At 78.6% G+C, this 26,649-nt stretch carries 24 protein-coding genes; 17 read left to right on the top strand and 7 right to left on the bottom strand.

Annotated elements, in window-relative coordinates; genetic code table 11:
• Positions 1–136: 136 nt before the first annotated feature.
• The 3 genes from ACRYR7_RS13305 to ACRYR7_RS13295 all read left to right on the top strand — a co-directional run bounded on the left by ACRYR7_RS13305 (position 137) and on the right by ACRYR7_RS13295 (position 3,388).
• A complete protein-coding gene (locus ACRYR7_RS13305) occupies positions 137–1,216 on the top strand; it encodes a phosphohexomutase domain-containing protein (RefSeq protein WP_432572578.1) in 1,080 nt (359 codons plus the stop codon).
• 205 nt (positions 1,217–1,421) lie between these two features.
• A complete protein-coding gene (locus tag ACRYR7_RS13300) occupies positions 1,422–2,144 on the top strand; it encodes a dienelactone hydrolase family protein (protein WP_432572582.1) in 723 nt (240 codons plus the stop codon).
• Positions 2,141–3,388 carry an FAD-dependent oxidoreductase gene (locus tag ACRYR7_RS13295; protein WP_432572577.1) on the top strand — a complete coding sequence of 416 codons (1,248 nt, stop codon included), beginning with the start codon at positions 2,141–2,143 and terminating at the stop codon, positions 3,386–3,388. Before ACRYR7_RS13300 ends, ACRYR7_RS13295 begins: the two co-directional genes overlap by 4 nt.
• A gap of 47 nt (positions 3,389–3,435) precedes the next feature.
• Here ACRYR7_RS13295 and ACRYR7_RS13290 read toward each other — a convergent pair whose 3' ends face one another.
• The gene (locus ACRYR7_RS13290) at positions 3,436–4,419 is read right to left on the bottom strand and encodes an acetylxylan esterase (protein ID WP_432572581.1); all 984 of its coding nucleotides are present in this window, start codon (positions 4,417–4,419) and stop codon (positions 3,436–3,438) included.
• Between the two features lie 191 nt (positions 4,420–4,610).
• Between ACRYR7_RS13290 and ACRYR7_RS13285 the strand changes: the two genes are divergently transcribed.
• The 8 genes from ACRYR7_RS13285 to ACRYR7_RS13250 are packed head-to-tail and all read left to right on the top strand — an operon-like array spanning position 4,611 to position 13,477.
• A complete protein-coding gene (locus ACRYR7_RS13285) occupies positions 4,611–7,058 on the top strand; it encodes a glycoside hydrolase family 95 protein (RefSeq protein ID WP_432572576.1) in 2,448 nt (815 codons plus the stop codon).
• On the top strand, positions 7,055–7,903 hold the full coding sequence (locus ACRYR7_RS13280) for a fumarylacetoacetate hydrolase family protein (RefSeq protein ID WP_432572575.1): 849 nt from the start codon (positions 7,055–7,057) through the stop codon (positions 7,901–7,903). Before ACRYR7_RS13285 ends, ACRYR7_RS13280 begins: the two co-directional genes overlap by 4 nt.
• Positions 7,903–9,246, top strand: coding sequence for an L-fuconate dehydratase (locus ACRYR7_RS13275; protein ID WP_166610434.1), 1,344 nt, complete (start codon positions 7,903–7,905; stop codon positions 9,244–9,246). The genes ACRYR7_RS13280 and ACRYR7_RS13275 overlap by 1 nt, the downstream gene beginning before the upstream one ends.
• Positions 9,243–10,001, top strand: a complete 759-nt coding sequence (locus tag ACRYR7_RS13270) for an SDR family NAD(P)-dependent oxidoreductase (protein ID WP_432572574.1) — start codon at positions 9,243–9,245, stop codon at positions 9,999–10,001. Before ACRYR7_RS13275 ends, ACRYR7_RS13270 begins: the two co-directional genes overlap by 4 nt.
• Positions 9,998–11,011, top strand: a complete 1,014-nt coding sequence (locus ACRYR7_RS13265; RefSeq protein WP_432572573.1) for an aldo/keto reductase — start codon at positions 9,998–10,000, stop codon at positions 11,009–11,011. Before ACRYR7_RS13270 ends, ACRYR7_RS13265 begins: the two co-directional genes overlap by 4 nt.
• Entirely contained in the window at positions 11,008–11,895 is an 888-nt protein-coding gene (locus tag ACRYR7_RS13260; RefSeq protein ID WP_432572572.1) for an amidohydrolase family protein, read from the top strand. The genes ACRYR7_RS13265 and ACRYR7_RS13260 overlap by 4 nt, the downstream gene beginning before the upstream one ends.
• A 50-nt stretch (positions 11,896–11,945) precedes the next feature.
• The gene (locus ACRYR7_RS13255) at positions 11,946–12,461 is read left to right on the top strand and encodes a GNAT family N-acetyltransferase (RefSeq protein WP_432572580.1); all 516 of its coding nucleotides are present in this window, start codon (positions 11,946–11,948) and stop codon (positions 12,459–12,461) included.
• The gene (locus ACRYR7_RS13250) at positions 12,458–13,477 is read left to right on the top strand and encodes a serine hydrolase domain-containing protein (protein ID WP_432572571.1); all 1,020 of its coding nucleotides are present in this window, start codon (positions 12,458–12,460) and stop codon (positions 13,475–13,477) included. Before ACRYR7_RS13255 ends, ACRYR7_RS13250 begins: the two co-directional genes overlap by 4 nt.
• 28 nt (positions 13,478–13,505) lie before the next feature.
• On the opposite strand, the gene ACRYR7_RS13245 is transcribed toward ACRYR7_RS13250, so the two are convergent.
• The 4 genes from ACRYR7_RS13245 to ACRYR7_RS13230 all read right to left on the bottom strand — a co-directional run bounded on the left by ACRYR7_RS13245 (position 13,506) and on the right by ACRYR7_RS13230 (position 18,517).
• Positions 13,506–14,339 (bottom strand): FadR/GntR family transcriptional regulator, encoded by an 834-nt coding sequence (locus tag ACRYR7_RS13245; protein ID WP_432572570.1) that lies wholly within the window; start codon positions 14,337–14,339, stop codon positions 13,506–13,508.
• A gap of 72 nt (positions 14,340–14,411) precedes the next feature.
• Positions 14,412–15,302 (bottom strand): alpha/beta fold hydrolase, encoded by an 891-nt coding sequence (locus ACRYR7_RS13240; RefSeq protein WP_432572569.1) that lies wholly within the window; start codon positions 15,300–15,302, stop codon positions 14,412–14,414.
• 92 nt (positions 15,303–15,394) lie between these two features.
• Positions 15,395–16,822 (bottom strand): amidohydrolase family protein, encoded by a 1,428-nt coding sequence (locus tag ACRYR7_RS13235; protein WP_432572568.1) that lies wholly within the window; start codon positions 16,820–16,822, stop codon positions 15,395–15,397.
• Positions 16,823–16,963: 141 nt separating this feature from the next.
• Positions 16,964–18,517, bottom strand: a complete 1,554-nt coding sequence (locus ACRYR7_RS13230; RefSeq protein WP_432572567.1) for a PHP domain-containing protein — start codon at positions 18,515–18,517, stop codon at positions 16,964–16,966.
• 99 nt (positions 18,518–18,616) lie between these two features.
• Between ACRYR7_RS13230 and ACRYR7_RS13225 the strand changes: the two genes are divergently transcribed.
• The 3 genes from ACRYR7_RS13225 (at position 18,617) to rsgA (ending at position 22,074) form a co-directional block, all read left to right on the top strand.
• Complete coding sequence (locus tag ACRYR7_RS13225; protein ID WP_432572566.1) at positions 18,617–19,999, top strand: aldehyde dehydrogenase family protein; 1,383 nt, start codon at positions 18,617–18,619, stop codon at positions 19,997–19,999.
• A gap of 732 nt (positions 20,000–20,731) precedes the next feature.
• Complete coding sequence (locus ACRYR7_RS13220) at positions 20,732–20,896, top strand: hypothetical protein (protein WP_432572565.1); 165 nt, start codon at positions 20,732–20,734, stop codon at positions 20,894–20,896.
• 92 nt (positions 20,897–20,988) lie between these two features.
• Positions 20,989–22,074 carry a ribosome small subunit-dependent GTPase A gene (gene rsgA, locus ACRYR7_RS13215; protein ID WP_432572564.1) on the top strand — a complete coding sequence of 362 codons (1,086 nt, stop codon included), beginning with the start codon at positions 20,989–20,991 and terminating at the stop codon, positions 22,072–22,074.
• A gap of 13 nt (positions 22,075–22,087) precedes the next feature.
• Here the strand turns inward: rsgA and ACRYR7_RS13210 are convergent, their stop codons facing one another.
• A complete protein-coding gene (locus ACRYR7_RS13210; RefSeq protein ID WP_432572579.1) occupies positions 22,088–23,197 on the bottom strand; it encodes an adenosine deaminase in 1,110 nt (369 codons plus the stop codon).
• A gap of 60 nt (positions 23,198–23,257) precedes the next feature.
• Here ACRYR7_RS13210 and ACRYR7_RS13205 point away from each other — a divergent pair, with 60 nt between their 5' ends.
• The gene (locus ACRYR7_RS13205; protein WP_432572563.1) at positions 23,258–23,818 is read left to right on the top strand and encodes a GNAT family N-acetyltransferase; all 561 of its coding nucleotides are present in this window, start codon (positions 23,258–23,260) and stop codon (positions 23,816–23,818) included.
• Here the strand turns inward: ACRYR7_RS13205 and ACRYR7_RS13200 are convergent.
• A complete protein-coding gene (locus ACRYR7_RS13200) occupies positions 23,748–24,698 on the bottom strand; it encodes an EamA family transporter (protein WP_432572562.1) in 951 nt (316 codons plus the stop codon). The two genes, ACRYR7_RS13205 and ACRYR7_RS13200, sit on opposite strands and share 71 nt — an antisense overlap.
• A 71-nt stretch (positions 24,699–24,769) precedes the next feature.
• On the opposite strand from ACRYR7_RS13200, the gene ACRYR7_RS13195 reads away from it, so the two are divergent.
• A complete protein-coding gene (locus tag ACRYR7_RS13195) occupies positions 24,770–25,690 on the top strand; it encodes a LysR family transcriptional regulator (protein ID WP_432572561.1) in 921 nt (306 codons plus the stop codon).
• 54 nt (positions 25,691–25,744) lie between these two features.
• Positions 25,745–26,605, top strand: coding sequence for an aldo/keto reductase (locus tag ACRYR7_RS13190; protein ID WP_432572560.1), 861 nt, complete (start codon positions 25,745–25,747; stop codon positions 26,603–26,605).
• The last annotated feature ends 44 nt before the right edge of the window (positions 26,606–26,649 follow it).

Below are 26,649 nucleotides of genomic sequence, written 5' to 3'. Positions count from 1 at the left end.
GCGGGACGACGCCCACGTCCTCCATCCGCTGCAGGACCTCCACGAGCACCCGGGTGCCCGAGGTCACCGGTGCGGTGTCGGGGGGCGGGGGCGGCGCCCCCGGCCCCCCCCCCCCCCCCCCCCCCAGGGCTGGCGGGTGCTCGGCGAGGACGTCGTGGCGGACTACCTGGACGCGGTGCTGGCGGCCACGGAGCTGCCCGCGCACCCCGCCCCGGCGCGCGAGCTGCGCGCGGTCGTCACCCCGATGCACGGCGTGGGCGGGGCGGTGCTCTCCGAGGCGCTGCGCCGCGCCGGGTTCACCGACGTGCACGTGGTGCCGGAGCAGGCCGAGCCGGACCCGGCGTTCCCCACGGTGGCGTTCCCGAACCCGGAGGAGCCCGGCGCGCTGGACCTGGCGCTGGACCTGGCCGCGCGCGTGGAGGCGGACCTGGTGCTGGCCGTGGACCCCGACGCGGACCGCGCGTGCGCCGCGGTGCCCACCGGGGAGCGCTCGGACCGCTCCGCGTGGCGCCAGCTCAGCGGCGACGAGCTGGGCTGGGTGCTCGGCGAGCACCTGGCCGCGCCCGGGGCGGTGCTGGCGTGCTCGGTGGTCAGCTCCCAGGGCCTGGCGCGCATCGCCGCCGCGCACGGGGCGGTGTTCTCCCCCGCCCTGACGGGTTTCAAGTGGATCGCCCGCGTGCCGGGGATCTCCTTCGGCTACGAGGAGGCCATCGGGTACTGCGTGGCCCCGGCCGTGGTGCGCGACAAGGACGGGGTCTCGGCGGCGGTGCTCACCGCGCGGCTGGCGCGGCGCCTGCTCGCCTCCGGGCGCACCCTGCTGGACGTGCTGGACGACGTGGCCCGCCGCGACGGCGTGCACCTCACCGGGCCGGTCTCGATCCGCGTGGAGGACCTGGGCCTGATCGGCGCGGCGATGGCGCGGCTGCGCCAGGACCCCCCGGCGCGGCTGGGCGGGGCGGCGGTGACGAGCGTGGAGGACCTGCGCGGGGGCGTGGACGGCCTGCCGCCCACCGACGGGCTGCGCTGGCGCACCGCCGAGGGCGCCCGCGTGGTGGTGCGCCCCTCGGGCACCGAGCCGAAGCTGAAGTGCTACTGCGAGGTCGTCGTGGAGCTGGAGGGCGACGGGCCCGGCGCCCTGGCCGCCGCGCGCCGCACGGCCGCGCAGCGGCTGGAGGCGGTGCGCCGCGACGTGCGGGCCGCCACCGGCATCGGCTGAGCGGGCACCCCCGGGTCGAACCCCCGCCGGGCACCCCCTGGCAGGACCCTGCACGCACCGGCGGCGTCGTGCCGCACCCGCCGCGGGCCGTTGAACGGCGGGCGCGGCGCTGGCAGCGTCGCCGCAGACCGTGCCCGGACCGAGCAGGAGGTTCCCCGTGCAGGACGTCGAGGGCCCGGTGGCCAGCGCCCCGGTGCTGACGGACGTGGTGCTGGACCCGGGGCCGGGCGGCACGCCGGGCCTGCGGGCGGTGCTGGGCACCCCCGCCGGTCCGGGGCCGTGGCCGGGCGTGGTCGTGGTGCACGAGGCGTTCGGCGTGGACGACGTCATGCGCCGGCAGGTGGCCCGGATGGCCTCCGCCGGGTACCTGGTGCTCATGCCGGACCTGTTCACCGCCGGCGGGGCGCGCCGCTGCCTGGTCTCCACGATGCGCGCGGTCGTCGCCGGGCACGGGCGCCCCTTCACCGACGTGGAGGCCGCCCGCGCGTGGCTGGCCTCGGCCCCGGGCTGCACCGGCCGCATCGGCGTGCTGGGCTTCTGCATGGGCGGCGGCTTCGCCCTGGTGACCGCCTCGCGCGGCTTCGACGTGGCGTCGGCGAACTACGCGCGCCTGCCCCCGGACGCCGAGGCCGCGCTGGCCGGGGCGTGCCCGGTGGTGGCCAGCTACGGCGGCGACGACCCGGCGCTGAAGGGCGCGGCCGCCGAGCTGGAGTCGGTGCTGACCCGCCTGGGCGTCGAGCACGACGTGCGCGAGTACCCCGGCGCCGGGCACGGCTTCCTCAACGACGGGCCCGTGGGCCCGCGCCCGCTGCGCCCGCTGCTGCGCCGGGTGGCGCGCATGGCGCCGGACCCGGTGGCGGCCGCGGACGCCTGGGGGCGCATCGAGGCGTTCTTCGCCGCGCACCTGCGCGGCGGGAGCGCGGCGTGAGCGGGGTGCGGGCGCGCACCGCGGTCGTCGTCGGCGGCGGCATCGCCGGGCCCGTGCTGGGGATGGCGCTGCAGCGCGCCGGGATCACCGCCACGGTGCACGAGGCCTACCCGGCCCCGGCCGGCGACGTGGGCGCGTGGCTGGGCGTGCAGGTCAACGGCCTGGACGCGCTGCGCGCGATCGGCGCGGAGCGGGCCGTGCTGGAGGCCGGGGTGCCCACCCCGCGCATCGAGTTCCGCAGCGGCACCGGGCGGGTCCTGGGCGGCATCGACACCCGCGGCGACGACCCGGCCGCCCCGGCGGGGGTGTCCCTGAAGCGCTCGGAGCTGTACCGGGTCCTGCACGAGCAGGCGCGCGAGCGCGGCGTGGACGTGCGGTACGGCTCGCGGCTGGTGGGGGCGCGGCGCGCGGGCGAGGGCGTGCTGGCCGAGTTCGACGACGGCAGCACCGTGACCGCCGACGTGCTCGTGGGCGCCGACGGGGTGCGCTCGACGGTGCGCTCCCTGCTGGACGCCGGGGCGGCCGCGCCGCGGTTCGTGCCGATCCTCAACCTGGCCGGGTACTCCGAGCACGTTCCCGCCGGGGCCGAGCCCGGCACGCTGACGATGGTGTTCGGCAGGCGGGCGTTCTTCGGGTACCTGCTCGCGCCCGGCGGGCGCACGTGGTGGTTCGCGAACCCCCCGCTGGCGGTGGAGCCGGCCCGCGGGGAGCTGGAGGCGGGCACCGACGCGCGCTGGCGGGCGGTGCTGGCGGCCTCCTTCGCCGGCGACCGCTCCTGCGCCCTGGACCTGGTCGCCGCCACGCCCGGGCCGCTGCGCGCGTGGGCGACGTACGACCTGCCCACGGTGCGCACCTGGCACGACGAGCGCACGGTGCTGCTGGGCGACGCCGCCCACGCCACCTCCCCCGCCGCCGGGCAGGGCGCCTCGCAGGCGCTGGAGGACGCGGTGGTGCTGGCGCGCTGCCTGCGCGACCTGCCGGCCCCCGCGGCGTTCGAGGCGTTCGAGCGCCAGCGGCGCGCGCGGGTGGAGCGGGTCGTGGCCGCGGGCTGGCGCACCAGCGCGGCGAAGTCGCCGGGCGCGGTGGGCCGCGTCGCGCGCGACCTGGTGATGCCGCTGGTGCTGCGCGCCGGCGCGGCGCGCGGGCAGGACCAGCAGGCGTGGATGCGCCGGCACCACGTCGACTGGGACGCCACCGTGCCGCTCCCGCGGGCGCGCGGCGCGGCGGTGCCGGCGGGCGGCTGAGGCCCCCCGGCACCGCCGCGCGCCCGGGCGGGCCCCGGGCGGGCCGCTCAGGCGGGGCGGTCCTGCGGGGCCGGCCCGCCGGCGAGCACCCCGGACAGCCAGGTGAGCTGCCTGCGCCAGTGGTGCACCTGCCCGCCCTCGTGGTCGTTGAAGGGGTAGACCGCCAGGTCCGCCGGCCCGCCGTAGCTGCGGTGCGCGGCCCAGACGGTGGAGGGCGGGCACACGCGGTCCATCAGGGCCAGCGAGATCAGCGCGGGCGCGGTGGCCCGGGACGCCAGGTGGGCGACGTCGAAGTAGTCCAGGGTGCCCAGGACCTGCTCGACGCGGTCGCGGTGGACGGCGAGGTAGCGCACGAGCTCGGCGTAGGGGTCCGTCGGGGCGACGAGGACGGCGCGGCGGAACCAGGACAGGAACGGCACGTCGGCCATGACCGCGCGCACGCCCTCGGCCAGCGAGCCGGCGGCCAGGGCGAGGGCGCCGCCCTGGCTGGCCCCGGCGACGCTGACGGCGCCCGGGTCCACGTCCGGCAGGCCGCGCGCGGCCTGCACGGCGCGGACCGCGTCGACGTACACCCGGCGGTAGTAGTAGCGCTCGCGGTCCAGGACCCCGCGCGTCAGGAAGCCCGGCGCCGAGACGTCGGAACCGGCCGGGTCCGGCGTCGAGCCGCCACCGCCCCACACCGCGCCCTGCCCGCGGGTGTCCACGACGAGGTGGGCGTACCCGGCGCTGGCCCAGGTGAGGCGCTCCTCGGCCAGGCCGCGCCCGCCGCCGTAGCCGACGAACTCCACCACGGCCGGCAGCGGCTGCCGCGCGCCCGCCGGCCGCACGAGCCAGGCGTTGATGCGGTCGCCGCCGTCACCGGCGAAGGAGAACTCCTCGTGGGTGAGGGTCGTCAGACGAGTTTGCACCGGGGAGCGCCGCACGTCGAGGGGGTGCGCCGCGGCCGCCGCGAGGCAGGAGCTCCAGAACTCGTCGAGGTCGGCGGGCACGTTCAGCACGACGTCGAGCTCCTCGAGCTCCCCCAGGGTCATCTCGGACAGCGGCACAACGGCTCCTCGTCGTCGCGGATCGGCGGCCCCGTCGACGACGGCGACCCTGATTCATCAGACGACATCTTGACACCTCGGGAACCCCCGCGTCATCGTCTGCGTGCCGCCGCACCGGCGCGGCCGACGACCCGAGGAGACGCGATGACGTGCAGCGCCGGGGACGTGCGCCCCTGATGCCGCAACTGCACTACGACCGCCCGGCCTCGACCTGGCTGGAGGCGCTGCCGGTGGGCGACGGCCGGCTCGGCGCCGTCTGCTGGGGCCTGGCCGACGGCGAGAAGCTGTCCCTGAACGACGACCGCGCCTGGTCCGGCCCCGTCGGCGGCCCGCGGCACGCCGCGCCCGCCGACCACCCGCAGCGGGTGCTCGCCGCGCGGCGCGCGGTCCTGGACGGCGACGCCGCCCTGGCCGACGAGCTGATGCAGCCGGTGGTGCCGCACACCCAGGCCTACCTGCCCGTCGGGGACCTGACGGTGCGCACCCCGGGGCTGAGCGTCGCGCAGGACCTGCGCCGCGGCCTGGACCTGTCGACGGCGACCGCCTGGACGCGCCGGCCCGGGCCCGGCGGCGGCGCGCGGCACGAGACGTTCGTCGCCGCCCGCGCCGGCGCGCTCGTGCACGAGCTGACCGCGGCCGGCGGCGAGGACGTGGAGGTGGCCTTCGCCTCCCCGCTGCCGCTGCGCTCGGTGCGGCGCGGCTCCCCGGGCCCCGGCGAGGTGGAGTGGCGCGCGCTGCTGGAACTCCCCCTCGACGTGCGCCCCTGGGGCCCGGGGCAGGAGGGCGAGGCGGTGCGGTGGGCCGGGCCCGGCTCGCCGGCCCGGCTGGTCGCCGTCGTCGTGCGCGCCCGCGCGGACGGGTGCGCGCCGGACCGGGACGCGGTGGACGCGGTGGACGCGGTGGACGGCGTGGACGCCGCGGACGGCGCGGACACCGCGGGCGGGGGCGGCGGGGTGCTCGTGGCCCGCTGGGCCGGGGCCCGCCGCGTGCGGCTGGTGGTGGCCGTGGAGGTCCCCGAACCCCTCGCGGACTCCCCCGGCACGCCGGACGCGCAGGCCGCGGCGCGGCGCGCGGCGGCGGCGCTGGGGGCCGTGGAGGAGGTGCGCGCCGCGCACCTGGCCGACCACGCCGCCCTGTTCGGGCGCGCCGGCCTGGAGCTGCACGGCCGCTGCGGGCCCGCGACCCCCACCGACGAGCTGGTGCACCGGGCCGTGGACGACGAGGACGCCCACCGGGCGCTGGCGGAGCTGGTCGTGGCGCACGCGCGCTACCTGCTCGTCACCGGCTCGCGGCCGGGCACGCTGCCGATGACGCTGCAGGGTCTGTGGAACGCCGAGCTGCGGCCGCCGTGGAGCAGCAACTACACCACGAACGTGAACCTGCAGATGGCGTACTGGCCGGTGCAGGCGTGGGCGCTGCCGGAGTGCGCCGAACCGCTGCTGGCGTTCGCCGAGCGCCTGGCCGCCGAGGGGGCGCGCGCGGCGCGGGAGATGTACGACGCGCCGGGGTGGGTGACGCACCACAACAGCGACGGGTGGGCGCAGACCCGCAGCGTCGGCGGCGGCTGGGCGGACCCGTCGTGGTCGGCGTGGCCGTTCGGCGGGGCGTGGCTGTGCGCGAACCTCGTCGACGCCGTGGAGCACGCGGCGGACCCGGCCGCCGTCGCGGCGCGGGTGCTGCCCGTGCTGGAGGGCGCCGCGCGGTTCTGCCTCGCCTGGCTGGTGCGCCTGCCCGACGGAACCCTGGGCACCGCGCCGTCCACCTCGCCGGAGAACCGCTGGCTGGACGCCGGCGGCACCGCGCGCGCGGTGACCGCCAGCAGCACCTGCGACCTGGAGCTGACCCGCGGGCTGCTGCAGGCGTGGTCGCGGCTGGCGCCGGACGAGCCGGCCACCGCCCGGCTGCGCGAGGACGTGCGCGAGGCGCTGGCCGGGCTGCCGCGCCCGCGCACCGGCGCGCGCGGGCAGCTCCTGGAGTGGCACGAGGACCTGCCGGAGGCCGAGCCGGAGCACCGGCACACCTCCCACCTGGTGGGCCTGTACCCGCTGGGCACGCTGGACCCGCGGGCCGAGCCGGACCTGGCCGCGGCCGCCGCGCGCACCCTGGAGCTGCGCGGGCCGGAGAGCACCGGGTGGGCGCTGGCCTGGCGCACCGCCCTGTGGGCGCGGCTGGGCCGCGGCGACGTCGTCGGCGACCTCGTGCGGCGCTGCCTGCGCCCGGCCGTCGACGACGCCGCCCAGGCCGGCGGGCTGTACCCGAACCTGTTCTCCGCCCACCCGCCGTTCCAGGTCGACGGCAACCTCGGCTTCGCCGCGGGCGTGGCCGAGGCGCTGGTGGGCTCCACCGCCGAGCGCGTGGACCTGCTGCCCGCGCTGCCGCCGCAGTGGCCGCGCGGGCGGGTGCACGGCCTGCGCACCCGCGCCGGGGTCGAGGTGGACCTGACGTGGGAGGAGGGGCGGCCCACCCGCGCGCGGCTGCGGCACCTGCGCGCCGGCACCGTGCACGTCGCCGTCGGCGCGAGCGCGTGCGGCACCTTCACCGGCGGCCCCGGCGAGGAGCACGACGTGCCGCTGCCCGCCCCCGCCGCGCACCGCACCGGAACCCACCAGGGAGGAACCCCGTGAAGATCCTGCGCACCGGCCCCAGGGGCGGCGAGAGCCCCGCGGCCCTGCTGCCCGACGGGCGCGCCCTCGACCTGTCCGGCGTCCTGGACGCGCACCGGCCGTGGAGCGCGGAGGACCTCGCCGCCGCCGGCGCCGCCGTGCGCTCCGGCGACCTGCCGGAGCTGGACCTCACCGGCCGCCGGATCGGCGCCCCGCTGCCGCGGCCGGGCACCGTGGTGTGCATCGGGCTGAACTACCGCGACCACGCGCAGGAGACCGGCGCGGCGATCCCGGCCGAGCCGGTGGTGTTCCTGAAGTCCTCCTCCACCGTCGTCGGCCCGCACGACACCGTCCTGGTGCCGCGCGGCAGCACCAAGACGGACTACGAGGTCGAGCTGGGCGTGGTCATCGGCCGGCGCGCCCGCTACCTGGCCAGCGCCGAGGAGGCGCTGGAGCACGTCGCCGGCTACGTCGTCTCCCACGACGTCTCCGAGCGCGAGTTCCAGCTCGAGCGCGGCGGGCAGTGGGACAAGGGCAAGAGCTGCGAGACGTTCAACCCGCTGGGGCCGTGGTTCGTCACCGCCGACGAGGTGCCCGACCCCGGCGCGCTGGGCCTGCGCACCCGCGTCAACGGCGAGCTGCGCCAGGACGGCTCCACGCGCGACCTCGTGTTCGGCGTCGGGGAGGTCGTGCGCTACCTCAGCCACTTCACCGTCCTGGAACCCGGCGACCTGGTGAACACCGGCACCCCCGCCGGGGTGGCGCTGGGCCGCCCGGACCCCAAGCCGTACCTGCGCGCTGGCGACGTCGTCGAGTGCGAGGTCGACGGTCTGGGCAGCACCCGCAACGAGCTGGCGGACGCCTGATGGCCGCCCGCGCGAGGTTCACCGGGTTCCGCACCCTGGACGTGCGCTTCCCCACCTCCCGCCACCTGGACGGCTCGGACGCGATGAACCCCGACCCGGACTACTCCGCGGCGTACCTCGTCATCGGCACCGACGCCGGCGACGGCCTGGAGGGGCACGGGTTCGCGTTCACCATCGGCCGCGGCAACGACGTGCAGGTCGCGGCGATCGAGGCGCTGGCCGGGTACGTCGTGGGCCGCGACGTCGAGGAGGTCCTGGGCGACATGGGCGCCACGTGGCGCTCGTTCGTCGACGACTCGCAGCTGCGCTGGCTGGGCCCGGAGAAGGGCGTGGTGCACATGGCCGTGGGCGCCGTCGTCAACGCCCTGTGGGACCTGCGCGCCAAGCGCGCCGGGCTGCCGCTGTGGGACCTGCTCTCGCGCCTGTCCCCCGAGGAGCTGGTCTCCCTGGTGGACTTCCGCTACCTCACCGACGCCCTCACCGAGCAGGAGGCGCTGGAGCTGCTGCGCGCGGCCGAACCGGGCCGGGCGGCGCGGCGCGAGGCGCTGCTGCGCGAGGGCTACCCCGCCTACACCACCACCCCCGGGTGGCTGGGCTACTCCGACGACAAGCTCGTGCGGCTGGCGCGCGAGGCCGTCGCGGAGGGGTTCACCCAGATCAAGCTCAAGGTCGGCGCCGACCTCGACGACGACGTGCGCCGGTTGCGGCTGGCGCGCGGGGCCGTCGGCCCGGACGTGCGCATCGCGGTGGACGCCAACCAGCGCTGGGACGTCGGGCAGGCCGTGGAGTGGATCGCGGCGCTGGCGCCGCACGACCCGTGGTGGGTGGAGGAGCCGACCAGCCCCGACGACGTGCTGGGGCACGCGGCGATCCGCCGCGCCGTCGCCCCGGTGCGGATCGCCACCGGCGAGCACGTGCACAACCGCGTCGTCTTCAAGCAGATGCTGCAGGCCGGTTCGCTGGACGTGCTGCAGATCGACGCCGCGCGCGTGGCCGGCGTCAACGAGAACGTCGCGATCCTGCTGCTGGCCGCCAGGTTCGGCGTCCCGGTGTGCCCGCACGCCGGCGGGGTGGGGCTGTGCGAACTGGTGCAGCACCTGGCGATGTTCGACCTCGTCGCCGTCTCCGGCACCGCGCGGGACCGCGTGATCGAGCACGTCGACCACCTGCACGAGCACTTCGTGGACCCGGTGCGGGTGCGCGGCGGGCGCTACCTGGCGCCCACCGCGCCCGGTTTCTCCGCGCAGGTGCGCGAGGAGTCCCTGCAGCGGCACCTGTTCCCCACCGGCGCGGAGTGGGCCGGCGAACCCGCGCCGCCGCGCGGGGCCGGGGTCCCGGCGTGAGCGCGCTGGCGGGCCTGCGCGTGCTGGTGACCGGCGGCGCCTCGGGCATCGGGGCGGCGACGGCGCAGCGCTTCGCCGAGGAGGGCTCGGCGGTGGCGGTGCTGGACCGGGAGTTCCCCGGTCCGGCGCCGCGGGGGGTGACCGCGGTGGTGGCGGACCTGTCCGACGACGCCGCGGTGCGCACCGCGGTGGCCGCGGCGGTCAGCGCCCTGGGCGGCCTGGACGTCCTGGTCAACAACGCCGGGATCGGCGCGCAGGGCACGGTGGAGGACAACGACGACGACGAGTGGCACCGCGTCCTGGACGTCAACGTCCTCGGCGTCGTCCGCGCCACCCGGGCCGCGCTGCCGGCGCTGCGCCAGTCGCCGTGCGCGGCGGTGGTGAACACCTGCTCCGTCGCCGCCTGGGCCGGGCTGCCCCGGCGCGCGCTGTACTCGGCGTCCAAGGGCGCGGTGCAGGCGCTGACGCTGGCGATGGCCGCGGACCACCTCGCCGACGGCGTGCGCGTGAACTGCGTCAACCCCGGCACCGCGCACACCCCCTGGGTGAGCCGGCTGCTGGCGGCCGCCGAGGACCCGGAGGCGGAACTGGCCGCGCTGGCCGCCCGCCAGCCCAGCGGCCGGCTGGTCACCGCCGAGGAGGTGGCGCACCAGATCGTGCACCTGGCCGACCCGCGCTCCAGCGCCACCACGGGTGCGGTCGTGGCCGTGGACGGCGGGATGCACGGGTTGCGGGTGCCGGCGGCGCGGCCGTGACGGACCTGCGCGCGGGCACCCGGCCGCTGGGGCGCTCGGGCGTGCGGGTGCCGGTGCTGGGGTTCGGCGGCGCCCCCGTCGGCAACCTCTACACCGCGGTGCCCGACGCGGTCGCCCGCGCGGCCGTCGGGCAGGCCCTCGCCGAGGGGGTGCGGTACTTCGACACCGCGCCCCACTACGGCCTGGGGCTGTCCGAGGAGCGGATCGGCGCGGCGCTGCGCGGGGTGGAGCGCGACGCGTTCGTGCTCGGCACCAAGGTCGGCCGCCTGCTGGAACCGGTGCCCGCACCGGCCGGCACGGACGTCGAGGGCGGTTTCGAGGTGCCCGCGCGCGCCCGGCGGGTGTGGGACTTCTCCGCCGGCGGCGTGCGGCGCAGCCTGGAGGAGAGCCTGCGGAGGCTGGGCCTGGAGCGCGTCGACGTGCTGCTGGTGCACGACCCGGACGAGCACGAGGAGGACGCCCGCACCGGTGCGCTGCCCGAGCTGCACCGGATGCGCGAGGAGGGACTGGTGCGCGCCATCGGCGCGGGCATGAACTCCACCGGGCCGCTGACCCGCTTCGTGGAGGAGTTCGACCTCGACGTCGTCCTGCTCGCCGGCCGCTACGACCTGCTGGAGCAGCCCGCCCTGGACGACCTGCTGCCCGCCGCGCTGCGCCGCGGGACCTCCGTCGTGCTCGGCGGGGTGTTCGGCTCGGGCCTGCTGGCGCGGGAGCGCCCGCCCGCGGACGCCACCTACCGCTACGCGCCGGCGCCGGCGGACGTCCTGGCCCGGGCGCACCGGGCCGCGGACCTGGCCCGCGAGCACGGGGTGACGCTGCCGGCGCTGGCGCTGCAGGCGGTGCTGGCGCACCCGGCGGTGGCGTCGGCGGTGGTGGGCATGCGCAGCCCCGAGGAGGTGCGCCGCGACGCGGCGCTGCTCGACGTGGCCGTGCCCGCCGCCGCGTGGGAGGCGCTGCGCGCCTCCGGGATCGTGCGCCCGGAGGTGCCGCTGCCGGGCCTGGCGCCGTGATCGACGCGCACGTGCACCTGTGGGACCCCGCCCGGCGGGACTACCCGTGGATGCGCGGCGCGGCGCGGGAACCGCTGCGGCGGCGCTTCACGGCGCAGGACCTGCGCCCGGCGGCCGGGGCGGCGGGCGTCGGCGCCGCCGTGCTCGTGCAGACCGTCGCCGAGGTGGCGGAGACCCGGGAGTTCCTGGCCACCGCGCAGGCCTCCGGCGGGCTGCTCGCCGCCGTCGTCGGCTGGGTGGACCTCACCGGCGACGTCGCCGCGCAGGTGGAGGCGCTGCGCGGCGGGCCGGGCGGGGCCCTGCTCGCCGGGGTGCGCCACCAGGTCGAGGACGAGCCCGGCACGGGCTGGCTGCTGCGCGAGGACGTGCGCCGCGGCACCCGCACCGCCGCCGGCCTCGGCCTCGTGCACGACCTGCTGGTGCGCGCGGACCAGCTCGCCGACGTGCCCGCGGTGCTCGACGCGAACCCGCGGGGGCGCTTCGTGCTCGACCACGCCGCCAAGCCCCCGCTGGGCGACGCCGCGGCGCTGGGCGAGTGGTCGCGCCTGCTGGCGCGGGCGGCGCGGCGGGAGAACCTGGTGTGCAAGGTGTCCGGGCTGTTCACCCTGCTGCCGCCGGGACGGGGCCCGGAGGCGCTGCGCCCCGTGGTGGAGCACCTGCTGGAGGTGTTCGGACCGCGGCGGCTGCTCGCCGGCAGCGACTGGCCGGTGAGCACCCCGGCCGGCGGGTACGAGCGGGTCCAGGGCTGGACCCGCGAGCTGCTGGCGGGGCTGTCTGGCACCGAGCGCGAGCGGGTCCTGGGCGGCACTGCCCGCGAGGTGTACGGCCTGCCGCGCTGGAGCGCTGGCGGGGGGCGCGCGCCGGCGGCGACGATGCCTCCGTGAGCACCGACGCTGGACCGCCACCCCCGCCCGGCCCCTCCCCGCGCCCGCGCGTGCGCGTCGTGCACCTCACCGGCCCGGTGTTCGCCGCCCTGGCCGCCGGCGACCTGAGCGCGGCCAACGCCCTCAGCCCCGTGCCGCTGACCGCCCACTTCGCCGGCCCGGACTGGCGCGGGGTCTGGCGGGTGCGCCACGAGCAGGTGCTGCGCGACCCCGCCAGCGCCGCCTGGGTCACCGGCGTCGTCTGGGACGAGGACCTGCGGCTGGCCGTGGGCCGGGCCGGGTACCACGGGCCCCCCGACGAGCGCGGGACGGTGGAGGTCGGCTACGCCGTCGCCCCCGAGCACCGCCGCCGCGGCTACGCCCGCGCCGCGCTGGAGTCGCTGCTGCGCCGCGCCGCGCGCGAACCGGCGGTCCGCACGGTGCGCGTCAGCATCTCCCCGGCCAACACCGCCTCCCGGGACCTCGCCGCCCAGTACGGCTTCGTGCGGGTCGGTGAGCAGTGGGACGAGGAGGACGGCCTGGAGGTCGTCTACGAGGTCGCCGCCGGGGAGGGGGGCACGCCGTGAGACCCGTCCCGCACGGCGCGGCGGGAGCCCGGCCCGACCCGGCCGCGCCCTGGTCGGGGACGGCCGTGGTCGCCGAGCACGGCCGCGTCGTGCACGAGGAGTCCAGCGGCTCCGCCGACGGGCCGGGCAGCACGCCCTGCGGGCCCCACCTGCGGTTCCAGGCCTCCTCCCTCAGCAAGCAGGTCCTCTCCGTCGTCGCCCTGGCGCTGCAGCAGCGCGACCGGCTGCGGCTGGACCGGCCGATCACCCGGTGGCTGCCGCACCTGCCGCCGGCCTTCGACGACGTCACCCTGCACCACCTGCTCAGCCACACCTCGGGCACCGGCCACTGGGCCGACCTGCCCGGGCCGGCACCGGGCGGGCGGCCCGCGCACCCGGCGGACCCGCCCGCCCCCGACGCGCTGCGCGCCCTGGTCGCCGGGGCGGGGCTGCTCACCCCCGCGGGGACGGCCTGGCGCTACAGCGGCCCCGGCTCCTTCCTGGCCGCCGACGTCCTGGAGGCCGCCGGCGGCCGGCGCTACCGCGACCTCGCGGCCGAGTTCGTCCTCGGACCCGCGGGGATGACCTCCACCACCTCCGGCCGCTTCCCCGCGGGGTGGACCGACGCCGCCGCCGGCCACCGCGCCGGTCGGCGCGTCCACGTGGACGCCGGGTGGACGCGGATCACCGGCAGCGGGGACCTGTGGACCACGGCCGGCGACCTGCTGCGCTACAGCCGCGCCCTGCGCACCGGGCGGCTGCTCGACCCGGCCGCCGCGGCGTCGCTGTGGACGCCCCACGCCCCGCTGCCCGCACCGCCGGCGCCCGGTCCGGGACCCACCACGGCCACCGCCTACGGCTACGGCACCTTCCTCGGGCACGTCCTCGGGCGTCCGGCGTGGTTCGTCCCCGGCGACAACCCCGGCTACCGCTCGCTGCTGGTGCACCCGCTCGGCAGCGACACCGACGTGGTCGTGCTGTCCAACGACGAGGTCCCCGGCATCGACGGCGCGCTCGGGCGGGCCCTGCGGCCCTGACCCCGCAGGGCCCGGCGACGCCCCGCGGTCACCGCGCCGGCCGCTCCCCCGCCGACGGTTCCCCCGCCGACGGTTCCTCCGCCGACGGTTCTTCCGCCGGGGGTTCCTCCGCGCCCGCGAGGAAGTCCTCCACCGCGAGCAGGTGGTGGCCCATCCGCAGCCGGGCGCGGTCCGGGTCGTGCGCGCGCAGCGCCTCCAGCACCGCGCGGTGCTCCTCCAGCGTGCGGGCGGTGGCGCCCTCGTCGGTGAGGGCGCGCCACACCCGCGCCCGGACCGTGCGGCCGGCGAACGCCTGCACGAGCGCGGCCAGCACGGGGTTGCCCGAGGCCTGCGCGACGACCTGGTGGAAGCGGATGTCGGCGTCGACGAACTCCCGCGGCTCCACCGCGCCCGGCGCGGCCATGGCGTCCAGCGCCTCCTGCGCGGCCGCCAGGGCCTCCTCGTCGATGCAGCGGGCCGCCAGCGCGGCGGCCTCGGTCTCCAGCAGGCGGCGCACGGAGTGCAGGGCGCGCGCGCCGCCGGCGTGGTGCAGGTCCACGAGGAAGGACATGGGTGCGAGCAGCAGCGAGGAGTCCAGCGCGGTGACGTACGTGCCGGCCCCCTGCCGGGTCTCCAGGACCCCCAGGTGCGACAGCGCCCGCACCCCCTCGCGCAACGGGCCGCGCGAGACGCCGAGGGCGCGCGCCAGGTCCGCCTCCACCGGCAGGCGCTGCCCGGGCCCGAGGGTCCCCTCGAAGATCATCTTCTTGATGCCCTCGACGACCACGTCGGTCTGCGACGGGGCGCCCCGGCCGTCGGGCTGCTCGCTCGGCACGTCCACCTCCGGGTCCGCCTCCGGGTCCACCTCCGGGTGACCCGCCACCCTAGTCGTCTGACGACTGCGGGGCGGGTGCGTCCGGGCGGATGCGTGCGGGCGGGTGCGTGCGGGCCGCCCTCAGGCGCCGGCCCGCTCGCGCAGCCAGGCCGCGACCAGGGCGGTGACCTCCTCGCGGTTCGTCTCGTTGAACACCTCGTGCCGCGCGCCCGGGAACAGCTCCAGCCCCACGTCGCGCAGGCCCGCGGCGCGGTAGCGCTCCGCCAGGCGCACCAGCAGCTCGCCGCCCGTGCCGCCGACGGGGTCGTCGGCGCCGCTGACGACGAGCACGGGCAGGTCGGGGCCGATCGCGGCCAGGCGGGCGGGGTCGGCGGTGGCGGCCGCGGTGGCCAGGGCGCCGGCGAGGATCGCCTCGTCGGTCTCGAAGCCGCACAGCGGGTCGGCCACGTAGGCGTCGACCTCGGCGGCGTCGCGGCTGAGCCACTCGAACCCGGTGCGGTGCTCGAAGGGGGCGTTGAAGGCCGCCAGGCCCGGCTGGTCGGCCGGCAGCGAGCGCACCACGTCGACGAGCCCGTCCAGCGCGGTGGACCCGCTCAGCACGACGCCCGCGTACAGGTCCGGGTGCTCCAGCAGGACGTTCTGCGCCGCCATCGACCCCAGCGAGTGCGCGAGCAGGAACACCGGCAGGCCGGGGAACTCCTCGCGCAGCAGCTCGCCGTGCCGGGCGACGTCCGCGGTGAAACCCGCGAAACCCGCCTCGCCGAACCCGCCCAGCGGCACGCCGCCGCCGGTGGAGGAGCCGTGCCCGCGGTGGTCGTTCGCGGAGACGACGAACCCGGCGGCGTTCAGGGCCGCGGCCAGGCGGGCGTAGCGGCGCCCGTGCTCGGCCAGGCCGTGGGCGACCTGCACCACCCCCACCGGCTCGCCGGGCACGTCGGCCCAGCGGTACGTGGTGATGGCCAGGCCGTCGGCGGGCGAGGGGAACGAGGCGGTGGCGGGGGCGGTGGGCACGGGTCTCCTCCGTCGGGTGCGGGGCTCCGCGGTGAACCCCGGGTCGTGGTCGCCGCCCAGTGTGCCGCAGCCCCCTCGGCCCTCGACGGACGCTAGCTGCGCCGGTGGTCGCTGTAGGTGTAGGGGTTCTCCCCCACGACCGTCTCGGGCACCTCGGGGCTCATGCCCGCGGCCCACTCCCGCTCGCCGACCCGCGAGCGCAGGTGCTCCACGGTGCGCTCCACCTCGCGGCGGGCGGCGGCGAGGTCGACACCGAGCAGGCGGTGCTCGTGCTTGACGAGGCGGCCGGCCACCAGGACGGTGTGCACGTCGCCGCGCTGGGCCTGGAGCACCACGTGCCCGTGCGGGTGCAGCAGCGGGGTGAGCGCCGGCGAGGCGTCGTTCTTCACGAGCACCAGGTCCGCCTGCTTGCCGACCTCGACGCTGCCGAGGTCGTCCTCGCGCCCGATCGCGCGGGCCCCGCCGCGGGTGGCCCACTCCACGACCTGCTCGGCGCGCAGGCTGTTGCCGGTGACGGTCCCGCCGCGCTGCTGGGCCTCGAGGTGCTCGCGGGCGCGGTCGGCGCCGAGGGTGGCGCGCATGGCGGAGAACATGTCGGCGCTCCACCAGGCGCTGCTGTCGGTGGACAGGGACACGTCGATGCCGTGCCGGCGCAGGCGCCAGGTGGGCGGGTAGCCCTGCCCGGCGTTCTGCTCGCTCTCGGCGGAGACCGAGACGCGACCGCCGCTGGCCGCGATGCGCTGGTAGGAGTCCTCGGACAGCGAGGCGGCGTGCACGTACACGGTGCCGGGGTCGGCGAACCCGTTCTCGTGCACCAGGCGCACGGCGTCGTCGCCGGTGGCGCCCCACACCCCGGCGTGGGTGGTGACGGGCAGGCCGAGCTCGCGGGCGACCTCGAAGGCGCCGCGCTCGGGGAACGCCGGGTCGCCGGTGACGTCGAAGGCGAGCTGCAGGGCCAGGCGGCCCTCGTCGCGGCGCCGGCGCGCGAACGCCTGGAACTCCGGCGAGGCCGTCCAGGCGGCCGGGGCGGCGTGCAGGTTCCCGCAGGCCAGGACGTAGCGGCCGGGGACGCCGGTCAGGGCGTCGGCGGCGGCCTCGGCGTGCTCGACGGTGCGCAGCCCGTGGGACCAGTCCACCGTCGTGGTGACCCCGGCGTCGACGGCCTCCAGCGCGGACAGGACGTTGCCGGCGTGCACGTCCTGCGGGCGGAACAGGGTGCCGTGCTGCAGGTAGTACCACTGGAAGTACTGGGCGAGGGTCCAGTCGGCGCCGTAGCCGCGCATCGCGGTCTGCCACATGTGCCGGTGGGTGTCGACCATGCCCGGCAGCACCACCCCGCCGGTGGCGTCGACCTCCAGCGCGCCGCCGGGGGCGGGCAGGTCGGGGCCGACGGCCGCGACGGCGCCGTCGAGGACGAGGACGTCGGCGCCGGGCAGGACGCGGCGGTCGCGGTCGACGGTGAGGACCGTGCCGCCGCGCAGGACGACGGGCCGCCCGTCCCCGGTGGGTGCGTCCGGCACGGCGACCTCCAGCGCTCGCGGTGGTGCGCCCACGACGGGCGCACCGGCACCGGCGACGCTAACCGCGCGCGGCGCTGCCGGTCCGCCCCGGGCGCGGACCCCGGCAGCGACCTGCCAGGTGCGCGAGCGCGGCCGGGCGCCTCACTCGACGTCGACGAACACCGGGTTCGTGTAGCACCACAGGTCGTCCCAGGGGTCGGAGTCGCCGATCCGGTCCACCAGGGGGTGCCCGTCGGCGTCGGCGTGCCGGCCGTCGCCACCGCGGAAGCGCACGTAGAAGGGGTCCTGCACGCCGCGCAGGGTGAAGGTGTAGCGCTGGCGGCCGCCGGTGCGGGCGGGCACCTCGAAGCTCTCCACGACGCGGGTGCCCGGCGCCTGCCACAGGTCGCGCTCGGCGTCGGCGACGCGGCCGGTGACGGTGCCCACGACGACGTCCCAGCGCGCCGCGCGCGGGACCTCGCCGCCGCCGTTGGGCGTCGTGGCGGGGTCGACGAGCAGCTCCACCTCCACGTCGCCGCCGCGGCGCACGGTGGTGCGCGCGCCGAACGTCACGCCGGGCCCCTCGCCGCCGGGGCGCACCCGCGCCTCGACGGCCCGCACGAGGCCGCCGTGCACGACGAACACCCGCCCGGCGCGCAGGGCGGCCATGACGGAGCGGTAGTCGCGGGCGGTGGCGCCCACGCAGGTGCGCGAGTAGAACCCGGGGGCGAAGTCGACGTAGCCGTGCTGCACCACGCCGGAGTCCACGGGGGTGCCGCGGTGGCCGTGGCGCTCGTAGTGCGCGCGGGAGGGTTCGCCGACGACGACGGTGTCGCCGTGGTCGAAGTGGTTGTCGGAGTTCGCGGTGATCCACCAGGGCAGGCCCTCGGCGAGCAGGGAGTCCCACAGGCCGCCGACGCGGCCGGTGGCGGCGTCGAAACCGCCCCAGGTGCGGTACTGCTCCAGGTCGTAGCCGGGGAACGACCAGCGCCCGGGCGACTCGTCGTACTGCCCGCGCCCGCGCCCGCGCCCCAGCGGGGCGGGCAGCGCGGCGGCCTGGTGGCCGGGGGCGCCCTCCCAGCCGACGAACACGCCGGGGGCGGCGTCGCGCCAGCCGCGCACCTTCGACGGCGAGACGCGCCCGGTGCGCATGGGGTGGTTGGAGAGCACCAGGGCCTCGCCGACGGCGCCGGTGCGCAGCTCCTCCACGAGCCAGGCCAGGGCGTCCAGTCCGAGCCGCTCGGCCTGCGGGCCGCCCTGCACGGAGTGCTCGATGAGGCGCGGGCCGGCGGGGTTGGAGGCGGCGGCGACCACGTCGCCGTCGAACATCCGCTCGAAGCGCTCCAGCAGGTCCGGGGTGCCCTCGTGGTGGGGGGCGATGAACGTGGCGTGCTCGGCGCCGGGGATGTTCCACTCCATGCCCTGGAACACCAGGACGGGGTGCCTGCGGCGGGCCTGCGCGATCAGCGGGGTCTGCAGGGAGACGGACTGCTTGGCGTGATCGGGCCCGCCGTGGTCGGTGATGACCATCCAGTCCAGGCCGCACTCGTGCCCGCGGCGCACCTGGTCGTCCACGGAGTACATCGCGTCGCGCGAGAACGTGGTGTGGATGTGGTGGTCGCCGGCGTACCAGGCGAAGTCGCGGTCGTCGCCGGCCGAGGCGGCGACGCTCTCCCAGACGGGCGGGGGTGGCGCGGAGGGGCCGTGGGAGTGCACGGGGTCCACCCTGCCAGCCCGGTGTCCGGGCGCCAGCGCGGCACCGGGCTGCGCCGTTCGCCCCGGCGGTCGGCGCCGGGCTCAGTAGACTCACGCGGTGTGACTACGCCACTACCGGAAGCAGCGGAGAGGGCGCCCCGGCACCTCCGCGCGCAGCCGGGACGGGCGCAGGGGCCCCCCGCGGAGGACGCCGCGGCCGCCGGGCTGCCCCCGGAGCTGACCGCCACCGGCGGCGACGGCACCTCCCCGCGCGTGGACGTGCCCCGCCCGGACAGCGGCGAGCGCCTCCTGGCCGTGGCCGACACCGCCCACGACGTGCTCTCCCGCCTCACCGCGCGCGTGCTGGCCGCCAGCCGCGCCGAGTGGGCCTGGCTCAGCGGCGAGGACCGCGCCCGGCACCTGTTCACCCTCGCCGACGTCCTCGCCGACCACGCCCACCCCCTGGCCGTCACCGCCGCCCTGACCACCGGGCGCCCGGTGGCCGCCGGGGTGACCGCCGACGGGCCGCGGCTGCTGGACGCGGCGTTCTCCACCGCCGGCTGGGCCGACAAGCTCGACGCGCTGGGCGTGGACGCCGCCGGCGGCGGCGTCGTGGCCGTCCTGGCCACCTGGCGCAGCGGACCCGCCGCGCTGGCCACCGCCGTCGTCGCCGCGCTCGCCGCCGGCGCCGGGGTGCTGCTGCGCCCCGACGCGCAGTGCGCCGCCACCGCCGAGCGCCTGGTGCGCGCCTGCGCCGACGCCGGGCTGCCCGAGGGGCTGGTGGCCACCGCGCCGGGCCGCGACCCCGTCGCCGACGCCGTGCTGTGGGAGGCCGAGGGTCTGCTGGCCGTGCGCGCCGACGGCACCGCCGAGCAGCTGCGCGAGCTGGCCCTGGACCTGGCCGACCGCGGCACGCCGCTGGTGGCCGACCGCGGCACCACGGCCGTGGACGTCGTGCTCGAGGGCGCCGACCCGGACGCGGTGCTGCCGGCGCTGCTGGCCGGCCTGGCCGACGGCGCGCAGGCCCGCCCCGGCGGCTCGCGGGTGCTCGTGGTCGAGCCGCTGGCCGAGGCCCTGATCGCGCGCCTGGACGCCGGCGCGGCCGCGCTGCGCGTGGGCGACCCGCTGGAGCGCACCACCCGCGTGGGCCCGTGCCCCTCCCCGGGGGTCGCCGCCGCCGCGGCCGCCGTCGCGCGCGGGGCCGCCGTGCCCGCGCACCTGCCCGCCGGCGGGTGGTGGGCCCCGCCCGCCGTCGTCGCCACCGGCCGGCGCACCCTGCCGCCCCCGCCCGGGCCGGTGCTCGGGGTGCGCACCGTGCGCGCCGGCACCGACCCGCGCACCCTGCTCGCCGACGCCACCGCCGTCACCGTGTGGGGCCCGAACGGGCCCGAGCGGCGCGGCTGGCTGGACGGGGCGCACCGCGAGCGCCTGGGCCTGGACGCCCCGGCCGGTCCCGACGCGCGCCTGGACGCCCAGCTGCTGCTGCGGGCCTGCCGTGGCTGACGCCGGCCCCGGGGCGGGCACCGGAGCCGGGGCGGGCGCGGGGCCCGGGGCGGGCCCGGACGCCGGGCCGGCGGTCGGCGAGGACGTGGTGCGCAAGGTGCTGGCCGCCGCCGCGGGCGGGGCCGCCGCCGTCGGCGCCACCGCGCCGCTGGCGCGCGGGCGCGCGCTGCTGTCGGTGGCGGTGGACCTGGAGGCGCGGCGCACCGAGCTGGTGGAGCTGGTGCGGCGCACCGAGCGGTGCCGGCTGTCCGAGGCGCTGGCGGCCGTGGACTACTGCGTCGACACCGCGGTGCGCTGGGCCGGGTGGGCCGACAAGCTCGACCTGCTGGTGCCGCGCGCCCACGGCGCCGTGCCGCCCTCGGTGGTCGGGGTGCTGGGCGGGGGGCGGTTGCTGCCGACGGTGCGCACGGCGCTGGCCGTGCTGGCCGCGGGCGGCTCGTGCGTGCTGACCGGCGGCGGCGCGCTGGAGCGGCTGGCCGACGCCGTGGTGGGGGGGGGGGGGGGGGGGGCGGCGGGGGTGCGGCGCGGGGAGGCGGGGTCCACGCCGCTGCTGGCCCGCGGCGTGGTGGTGGTGGTGGGGCGCGGGGCGGGGGGGGGGGGGGCCGCGCGGGCGCGGGCCCCGGGCGCCGCCCGGGGGCGCGGCCCCCCCCCCCCCCCCCCCCCCCCCCCCCCCCCGGGGCCGCGGCGGTCCTGCCCGGCGAGGCGGGCACCACGGCGCTGCTCGCCGGCGGCGTGGAGGTGCTCGACGCGCGCTGGGCGGGCGCGGAGCTCACCCCCGCGGTGCGCCGGGCCGCGGCCGCGGCGGGCACCCGCGTGCTGCCGCCGGCGAGCAGCGCCGCCCCGGGCGACGCGCGCCTGCTCGCCCCGCTGTTCCGCGACGTGGCCCTCACCGGCTGAGGCCCGGGTCGCGGGAGGCCCCGGCTCGCGGGAGGACCGGGGTGGCGGGAAAACCCGTCGCCGCGCGCGGCGGGGGTTCCTACCGTTCCGGTGTGACCACTTCCCCGGAGGAGCGGAGCGCCGCGCACCCCCTGGCCCCGTACGGCTGGGACGAGGGCTGGGAGCGCGCGCTCGCGCAGCACCACCGCGAGCACCCCGGCCCGCTCGTGCCCGCCCGGGTCGTGCGCGCCCACCGCGGCGCCCTCGACGTGCGCACGCCCGTGGGACCGCAGCGCGTCGACGTCCCGCGCGCGCGCCTGCCCGAACCCACCACCGGCGACTGGGTGGTGCTCTCCCTGCGCGGGGCGGGCCCCGAGGTGGTGGCGGTGCTGCCCCGGCGCACCGCCCTGGCGCGCGCGGAGGCCTCCGGCCGCTCGGCCGAGCAGGTCCTGGCCGCGAACGTCGACACCGTCGCCGTCACCGTCGCCCCGGCGCGCCGGGCCCCGCTGGGGCGCGTGGAGCGCTTCCTGGCCCTGGCGTGGAGCTCCGGGGCCCGGCCGGTGGTGGTGCTCACCAAGACGGACCTGCTCGAGGGCGCCGAGCTGGCCGACTCCCTGGCGGAGGCGGAGGCCGCCGCCCCGGGCGCGGACGTGCTCGCGGTCAGCGCCGAGCGCGGCGCCGGCGTGGAGGACCTGCGCGCCGCGCTGAGCGGGACGGTGGTGCTGCTGGGCCCCTCCGGCGCGGGAAAGTCCACCCTGGCCAACGCCCTGCTCGGTCAGGACCGGCTGGGCACCCGGGCCGTGCGCGCCGGCGACGGCAAGGGCCGGCACACCACCGTGCGGCGCGAGCTGCTGCCGCTGCCGGGCGGGCTGGTGCTCGTGGACACCCCCGGGCTGCGCACCGTCGGCCTGGGCGGGGAGGGGGCGGGCGAGAGCCTGCGGCGCACGTTCGCCGACGTGGAGGACCTCGCGGTGGACTGCCGGTTCGCCGACTGCTCGCACACCGCCGAACCCGGCTGCGCGGTGCTCGCCGCGATCGGCGCCGGGGTCCTGGGGCAGCGGCGCCTGGACAGCTACCGCAAGCTGGAGCGCGAGCGGGAGTGGTTCGCCGCCCGCACCGACGCGAGGTTGCGGGCGGAGCGCGCCGGCCGGTGGAAGGCGATCCACAAGCAGCAGCGCGCGCTCCGCCCGCGCCCCTGAACCCGGGCCGGGCTCAGCCCTGCGCGTCCCCGCGCAGCCGCGCGCGCGCCGCGTCGTAGGCCGGGCGGATCACGTCGGTCGCCAGCGCCAGGCGCTCCGGGAACGGCAGGAACGAGGCGGCCAGCGCGGTGATGGTGGCGCGCTCGACGTCCTCCAGCGTCCAGCCGGCCCCGTCGGCCAGCAGCGCGAACTCCCGCGAGAGGGTGGTGGCCGAGACCAGGCGGTTGTCGGTGTTGACGGACACGGAGAACCCGAGGTCCTTCAGCGCGGTGGCGGGGTGCTCGGCCACGCTGGTGGCCGCACCGGTCTGCACGTTGCTCGAGGGGGCCAGCTCCAGCACCACGCCGCGGTCGCGGACCCAGTTCGCCACCCGGCCCAGGCGCGCGTTCGGCATCCCGAACCGGTCGGTGCCCTCGCCGAACTCGATGTCCTCGACGATGCGCACGCCGTGGCCGATGCGCTGCGCGCCGCACGGGAACAGCGCCTCGGCGATGCTCTCCACCCCCGCGGCCTCGCCGGCGTGGATGGTGACGGGGAAGTTCGCCGCGTGCAGCAGGTCGAACGCCTCGCGGTGGCGCGCGGGCGGGAAACCGTCCTCGGCGCCGGCGATGTCGTAGCCGACGACGCGGCCCTCGGGGTCGTCGCGGTGCCGCAGCGTCAGCTCGGCGATCTCCAGGGAGCGGTCGGCGTGGCGCATCCCCGTCAGCAGCGTTCCCACGCGGATGGTGCGCCCGGCCTCGGCGGCCAGCCGCTCGCCGCGGCGCATGCCCTCCTCCACCGCGACGACGACCTCGTCCAGGCTCAGCCCGGCGCGCAGGTGCTGCTCGGGGGCGTAGCGCAGCTCGCCGTAGACGACGCCGTCCTCGGCGAGGTCCAGGACGGCCTCGGTCGCCACCCGCGCCAGGGACTCGGCGTCCTGCATGACGGCGATGGTGTGGTCGAAGGTCTCCAGGTAGCGCACCAGCGAGCCGGAGTCGGCGGCCTCGCGGAACCAGACCGCGAGCTCCTCGGGGTCGGTGGTGGGCAGCGCGTGCCCGTTCGCGGAGGCGATCTCCACGATGGTGGACGGCCGCAGGCCGCCGTCGAGGTGGTCGTGCAGGGACACCTTGGGCAGGGCCCGCATGTCGTCGAGAGTGCTCACCCCCCGATCCTGGCAGCTCCGGGGCGCCCCTAGCCTGCGGGCGTGTCCTCCCCCACCCCGCTGACGGTGCGCGACGCCACGCCCGCCGACGCCGCCGCCTGCGCCGCGATCTACGCCCCCTACGTGCGCGCGACGGCGGTCTCCTTCGAGGAGGAGGCGCCCGGCGAGGCGGAGCTGGCCCGCCGGATCGCGGCGGCGCAGGAGCGGCACGCCTGGCTGGTCGCCGAGGAGCGCACCGGCGAGGGCCCGCGCGTGCTCGCCTACGCCTACGCCGGGCCGTTCTCCGGGCGCGCGGCCTACCGCTGGTCGTGCGAGGCCAGCGTGTACGCCGAGCTCGGCCGGCGCCGCACCGGCGCGGGCCGACTGCTGTACGGGGCGCTGTTCGAGCGCCTGGAGCGGCGCGGGTACCGGGCCGTGTTCGCCGGGGTCGCCGAGCCCAACGAGGCCAGCGCGGGCCTGCACCGGGCCACCGGCTTCGAGCCGGTGGGCACCTACCGGCGCGTGGGCTTCAAGCACGGCGCCTGGCACGACGTCACGTGGTGGCAGCGCCGGCTGGGCGAGGACCGCGAGGAGCCGGGGCGGGCGCCGGCGGAACCGCGCTGAGGCGCCGGCGGGCCTCCACCCGCCGGCCCCACCCCGTGCCGGCGAGCACCAGCGCCGCGCCCGCCAGCGCGAGCGGACCCGGCCGCTCCCCGCCCAGGGCCGCGCCCACCGCCACCGCCCACAGCGGCTCGGTGCCCAGCAGCAGCCCGGCGCGCGCCGCCGAGGTGCGCCGCACCGCCCACGACTGCGCCAGGAACGCGAAGGCGCTGCACGCCAGGCCCAGCCACGCCAGCGCCGCCCACCCGCCGGCCCCGGCCCCGGCCGCGCCGGCGAGCACCGCGGCCGGGTCGGCGGCGGTGGAGGCCAGGGCCCCCACCGCGGTCTGCACGAGCGTGAGCCCCAGCAGGTCCACCGGCCGCCGGCGCGTCAGGTGCCCCAGCGCGGTGACGTGCGCGGCGCGCACCGCGGCGGCGGCCAGGACGAGCAGGTCTCCGGCGCGCGGCGCGCTCGGCCCGCCGGCGCCGCCGGCGAGCAGCAGCAGCACCCCGGCGAGCGCCAGGCCCGCGGCGGCGAAGAACCGCGGCGGCAGCCAGCGCCGGCCCAGCGCCCCCTCCAGCAGCGGGGTCAGCAGCAGGGTGGTGCTGATGAGCACCCCGGCGTTCACGGCCGACGTGCCGGCCAGGCCCCACGTCTCCAGCCCCAGCACCGCCGCCTGGCTCAGGCCCAGCACGGTGCCCAGGGCGAGCTCGGTGCGCCCGGGGCGGCGGCGGGCGAGGGCGAGCACCACCGCCAGCGCCAGGGCGGCGACGGCGCTGCGTAGCGCCAGCACCGGCAGCACGCCGCCGGCGGTGACGGCGAGCTTCGCGGCCGGGTAGCTGCTGCCCCAGACGACGGCCACGGCCAGCAGGAGGAGGTCGACGCGGCGCTCGGAGGGGTGCACCCGGAGAGGTTCGCGCGCGCGGACCGTCCGATCCAGGGGCGGTTCCTGGAACGAGGGTGAAGAATCGCTTCATGGACGCCCGTCAGCTCGCGGTGCTGCGCGAGTTCGCCGAGCGCGGCAGCCTGACCGCCGCCGCCGAGGCCCTGCACGTGAGCACCTCGGCCGTCTCCCAGCAGCTCGCCGCGCTGCAGCGCAGCGCCCGCACCCCGCTGACCGTCAAGCGGGGCCGGCGCCTGGTGCTCACCGACGCGGGCCGGGCGCTGGCCGACGCCGCCGTCGACGTGGCCGCGGCGCTGGACCGCGCGCGCCGCGCCGTCGACGACCAGCTGGACTCCCCCACCGCCCCGGTGGCGGTGTGCGCCTTCCACTCCGCGGCACTGGCGTGGTTCGGCCCGCTGCTGCGCGAGAGCGCCCGCCGGGGCGGTCCCGCCCTGCACCTGGCCGACCAGGACGTCGCCCAGCAGGACTTCCCCCGGCTGGTGGCCGACTACGACCTCGTGGTCGCCCACCGCCCCGAGGCCGGGCCGCGCTGGCCGGCGCGCCGGCTGTCGGTGGTGCCCCTGCTCGTCGAGCCGCTGCACGTCGCGCTCGCCGCCGCGCACCCGCTGGCGGCGCGCGAGCGGCTCACCGTCGCCGACGTCGCCGGACAGCGGTGGGTGTCGGTGCACGAGGGCTTCCCGATGGCGGGCAACCTCGAGGCCCTGGCCGCGGCCGCGCGCCGGCCGCTGGACGTGGTGCACCGCATCAACGAGACCTTCGTGGCCGCCTCGGTGGTGGCCACCGGCGACGCGCTGGCGCTGCTGCCGGCGCGCACCGCCCCGCCGGGGCCGGGCGTGGTGCTGCGCCCCCTGGCCGACCTGGCGGTGCACCGGCACGTCGACGCGCTGGCCCGCCCCGAGGCGCTGGCGCGCCGCGGGGTGCGCGCGGTGCTGGGCGCGCTGCGCGCGGTGGCGGGCGCCGGTGGGGAGGCGGGCGCGCCGCGGCGGACGTAGCGTCGGCGCGGCGCCTGCGGGCACCGGTCCACCGACCACGTGGAGAGGACTCCCATGCCTGTCGCGAGCAGCGGCACCATCGACCTGGGCGGCAAGACCGTCCACCGCCTGGGCTACGGGGCGATGCGCCTCACCGGTCCCGGCATCTGGGGACCGCCGAAGGACCACGACGAGGCGGTGCGCGTGCTGCGCCGCGCCGTCGAGCTCGGCGTCACCTTCATCGACACGGCCGACTCCTACGGCCCCTTCGTCTCCGAGGACCTCATCCGCGAGGCCCTGCACGACGGCTCCGGCTACGGCGACGTCGTCATCGCCACCAAGGGCGGGCTGACCCGCCACGGCCCGGACGTGTGGCCGCCGCTGGGCCGCCCGGAGTACCTGCGCCAGTGCCTGCTGATGTCGATGCGCCGCCTCGGGGTGGAGCGCATCGACCTGTGGCAGCTGCACCGCATCGACGCCAAGGTCCCCCGCGAGGAGCAGTTCGGGGAGCTGAAGTCGTTCGTCGACGAGGGCCTGGTGCTGCAGGTGGGCCTGTCGGAGGTCGACGTGGAGGAGGTGCGCGCCGCACAGGCGGCGGGGCTGACCGTGGCCTCGGTGCAGAACCGCTACAACCTCGGCGACCGCCGCGCCGAGGAGCTGCTGGACTTCTGCACCGAGCAGGGCATCGCGTTCATCCCGTGGGCGCCGGTGGACGCCGGCACGCTGGCCCGCCCGGGCGGGCCGCTGGACGCCGTGGCGGGCAACCACCCGGGGACCACCACCGGGCAGCTGGCCCTGGCGTGGCTGCTGCGCCGCTCGCCGGTGGTCGTGCCGATCCCGGGCACGTCCTCGGTGGCGCACCTGGAGGAGAACCTCGGCGCGGCCGACGTGGAGCTGACCGACGAGGAGTTCCAGAGCCTGACCGACGCCGCCTGACCGGTCCGGCCCGCACGGGCGCGGGCCCCGCCGCGGCGGGGCCC

The sequence above is a fragment of the Kineococcus gurbantunggutensis genome, from assembly GCF_050871925.1.
Classification (GTDB): domain Bacteria; phylum Actinomycetota; class Actinomycetes; order Actinomycetales; family Kineococcaceae; genus Kineococcus.
The sequence above is the reverse complement of the archived record's forward strand: the minus strand, read 5'-3'. Positions and strand labels throughout refer to the sequence as shown.

Bases quoted from the DNA above. Each gene is read 5' to 3' on its own strand.
- ACRYR7_RS13290 (WP_432572581.1), bottom strand. From the start codon at position 4,419: ATGACCCTGGGGGAGCTCGAGGAGCTCGACGTCGTGCTGAACGTGCCC.
- ACRYR7_RS13285 (WP_432572576.1), top strand. From the start codon at position 4,611: ATGCCGCAACTGCACTACGACCGCCCGGCCTCGACCTGGCTGGAGGCG.
- ACRYR7_RS13195 (WP_432572561.1), top strand. From the start codon at position 24,770: ATGGACGCCCGTCAGCTCGCGGTGCTGCGCGAGTTCGCCGAGCGCGGC.
- ACRYR7_RS13275 (WP_166610434.1), top strand. From the start codon at position 7,903: ATGGCCGCCCGCGCGAGGTTCACCGGGTTCCGCACCCTGGACGTGCGC.
- ACRYR7_RS13210 (WP_432572579.1), bottom strand. From the start codon at position 23,197: ATGCGGGCCCTGCCCAAGGTGTCCCTGCACGACCACCTCGACGGCGGC.
- ACRYR7_RS13190 (WP_432572560.1), top strand. From the start codon at position 25,745: ATGCCTGTCGCGAGCAGCGGCACCATCGACCTGGGCGGCAAGACCGTC.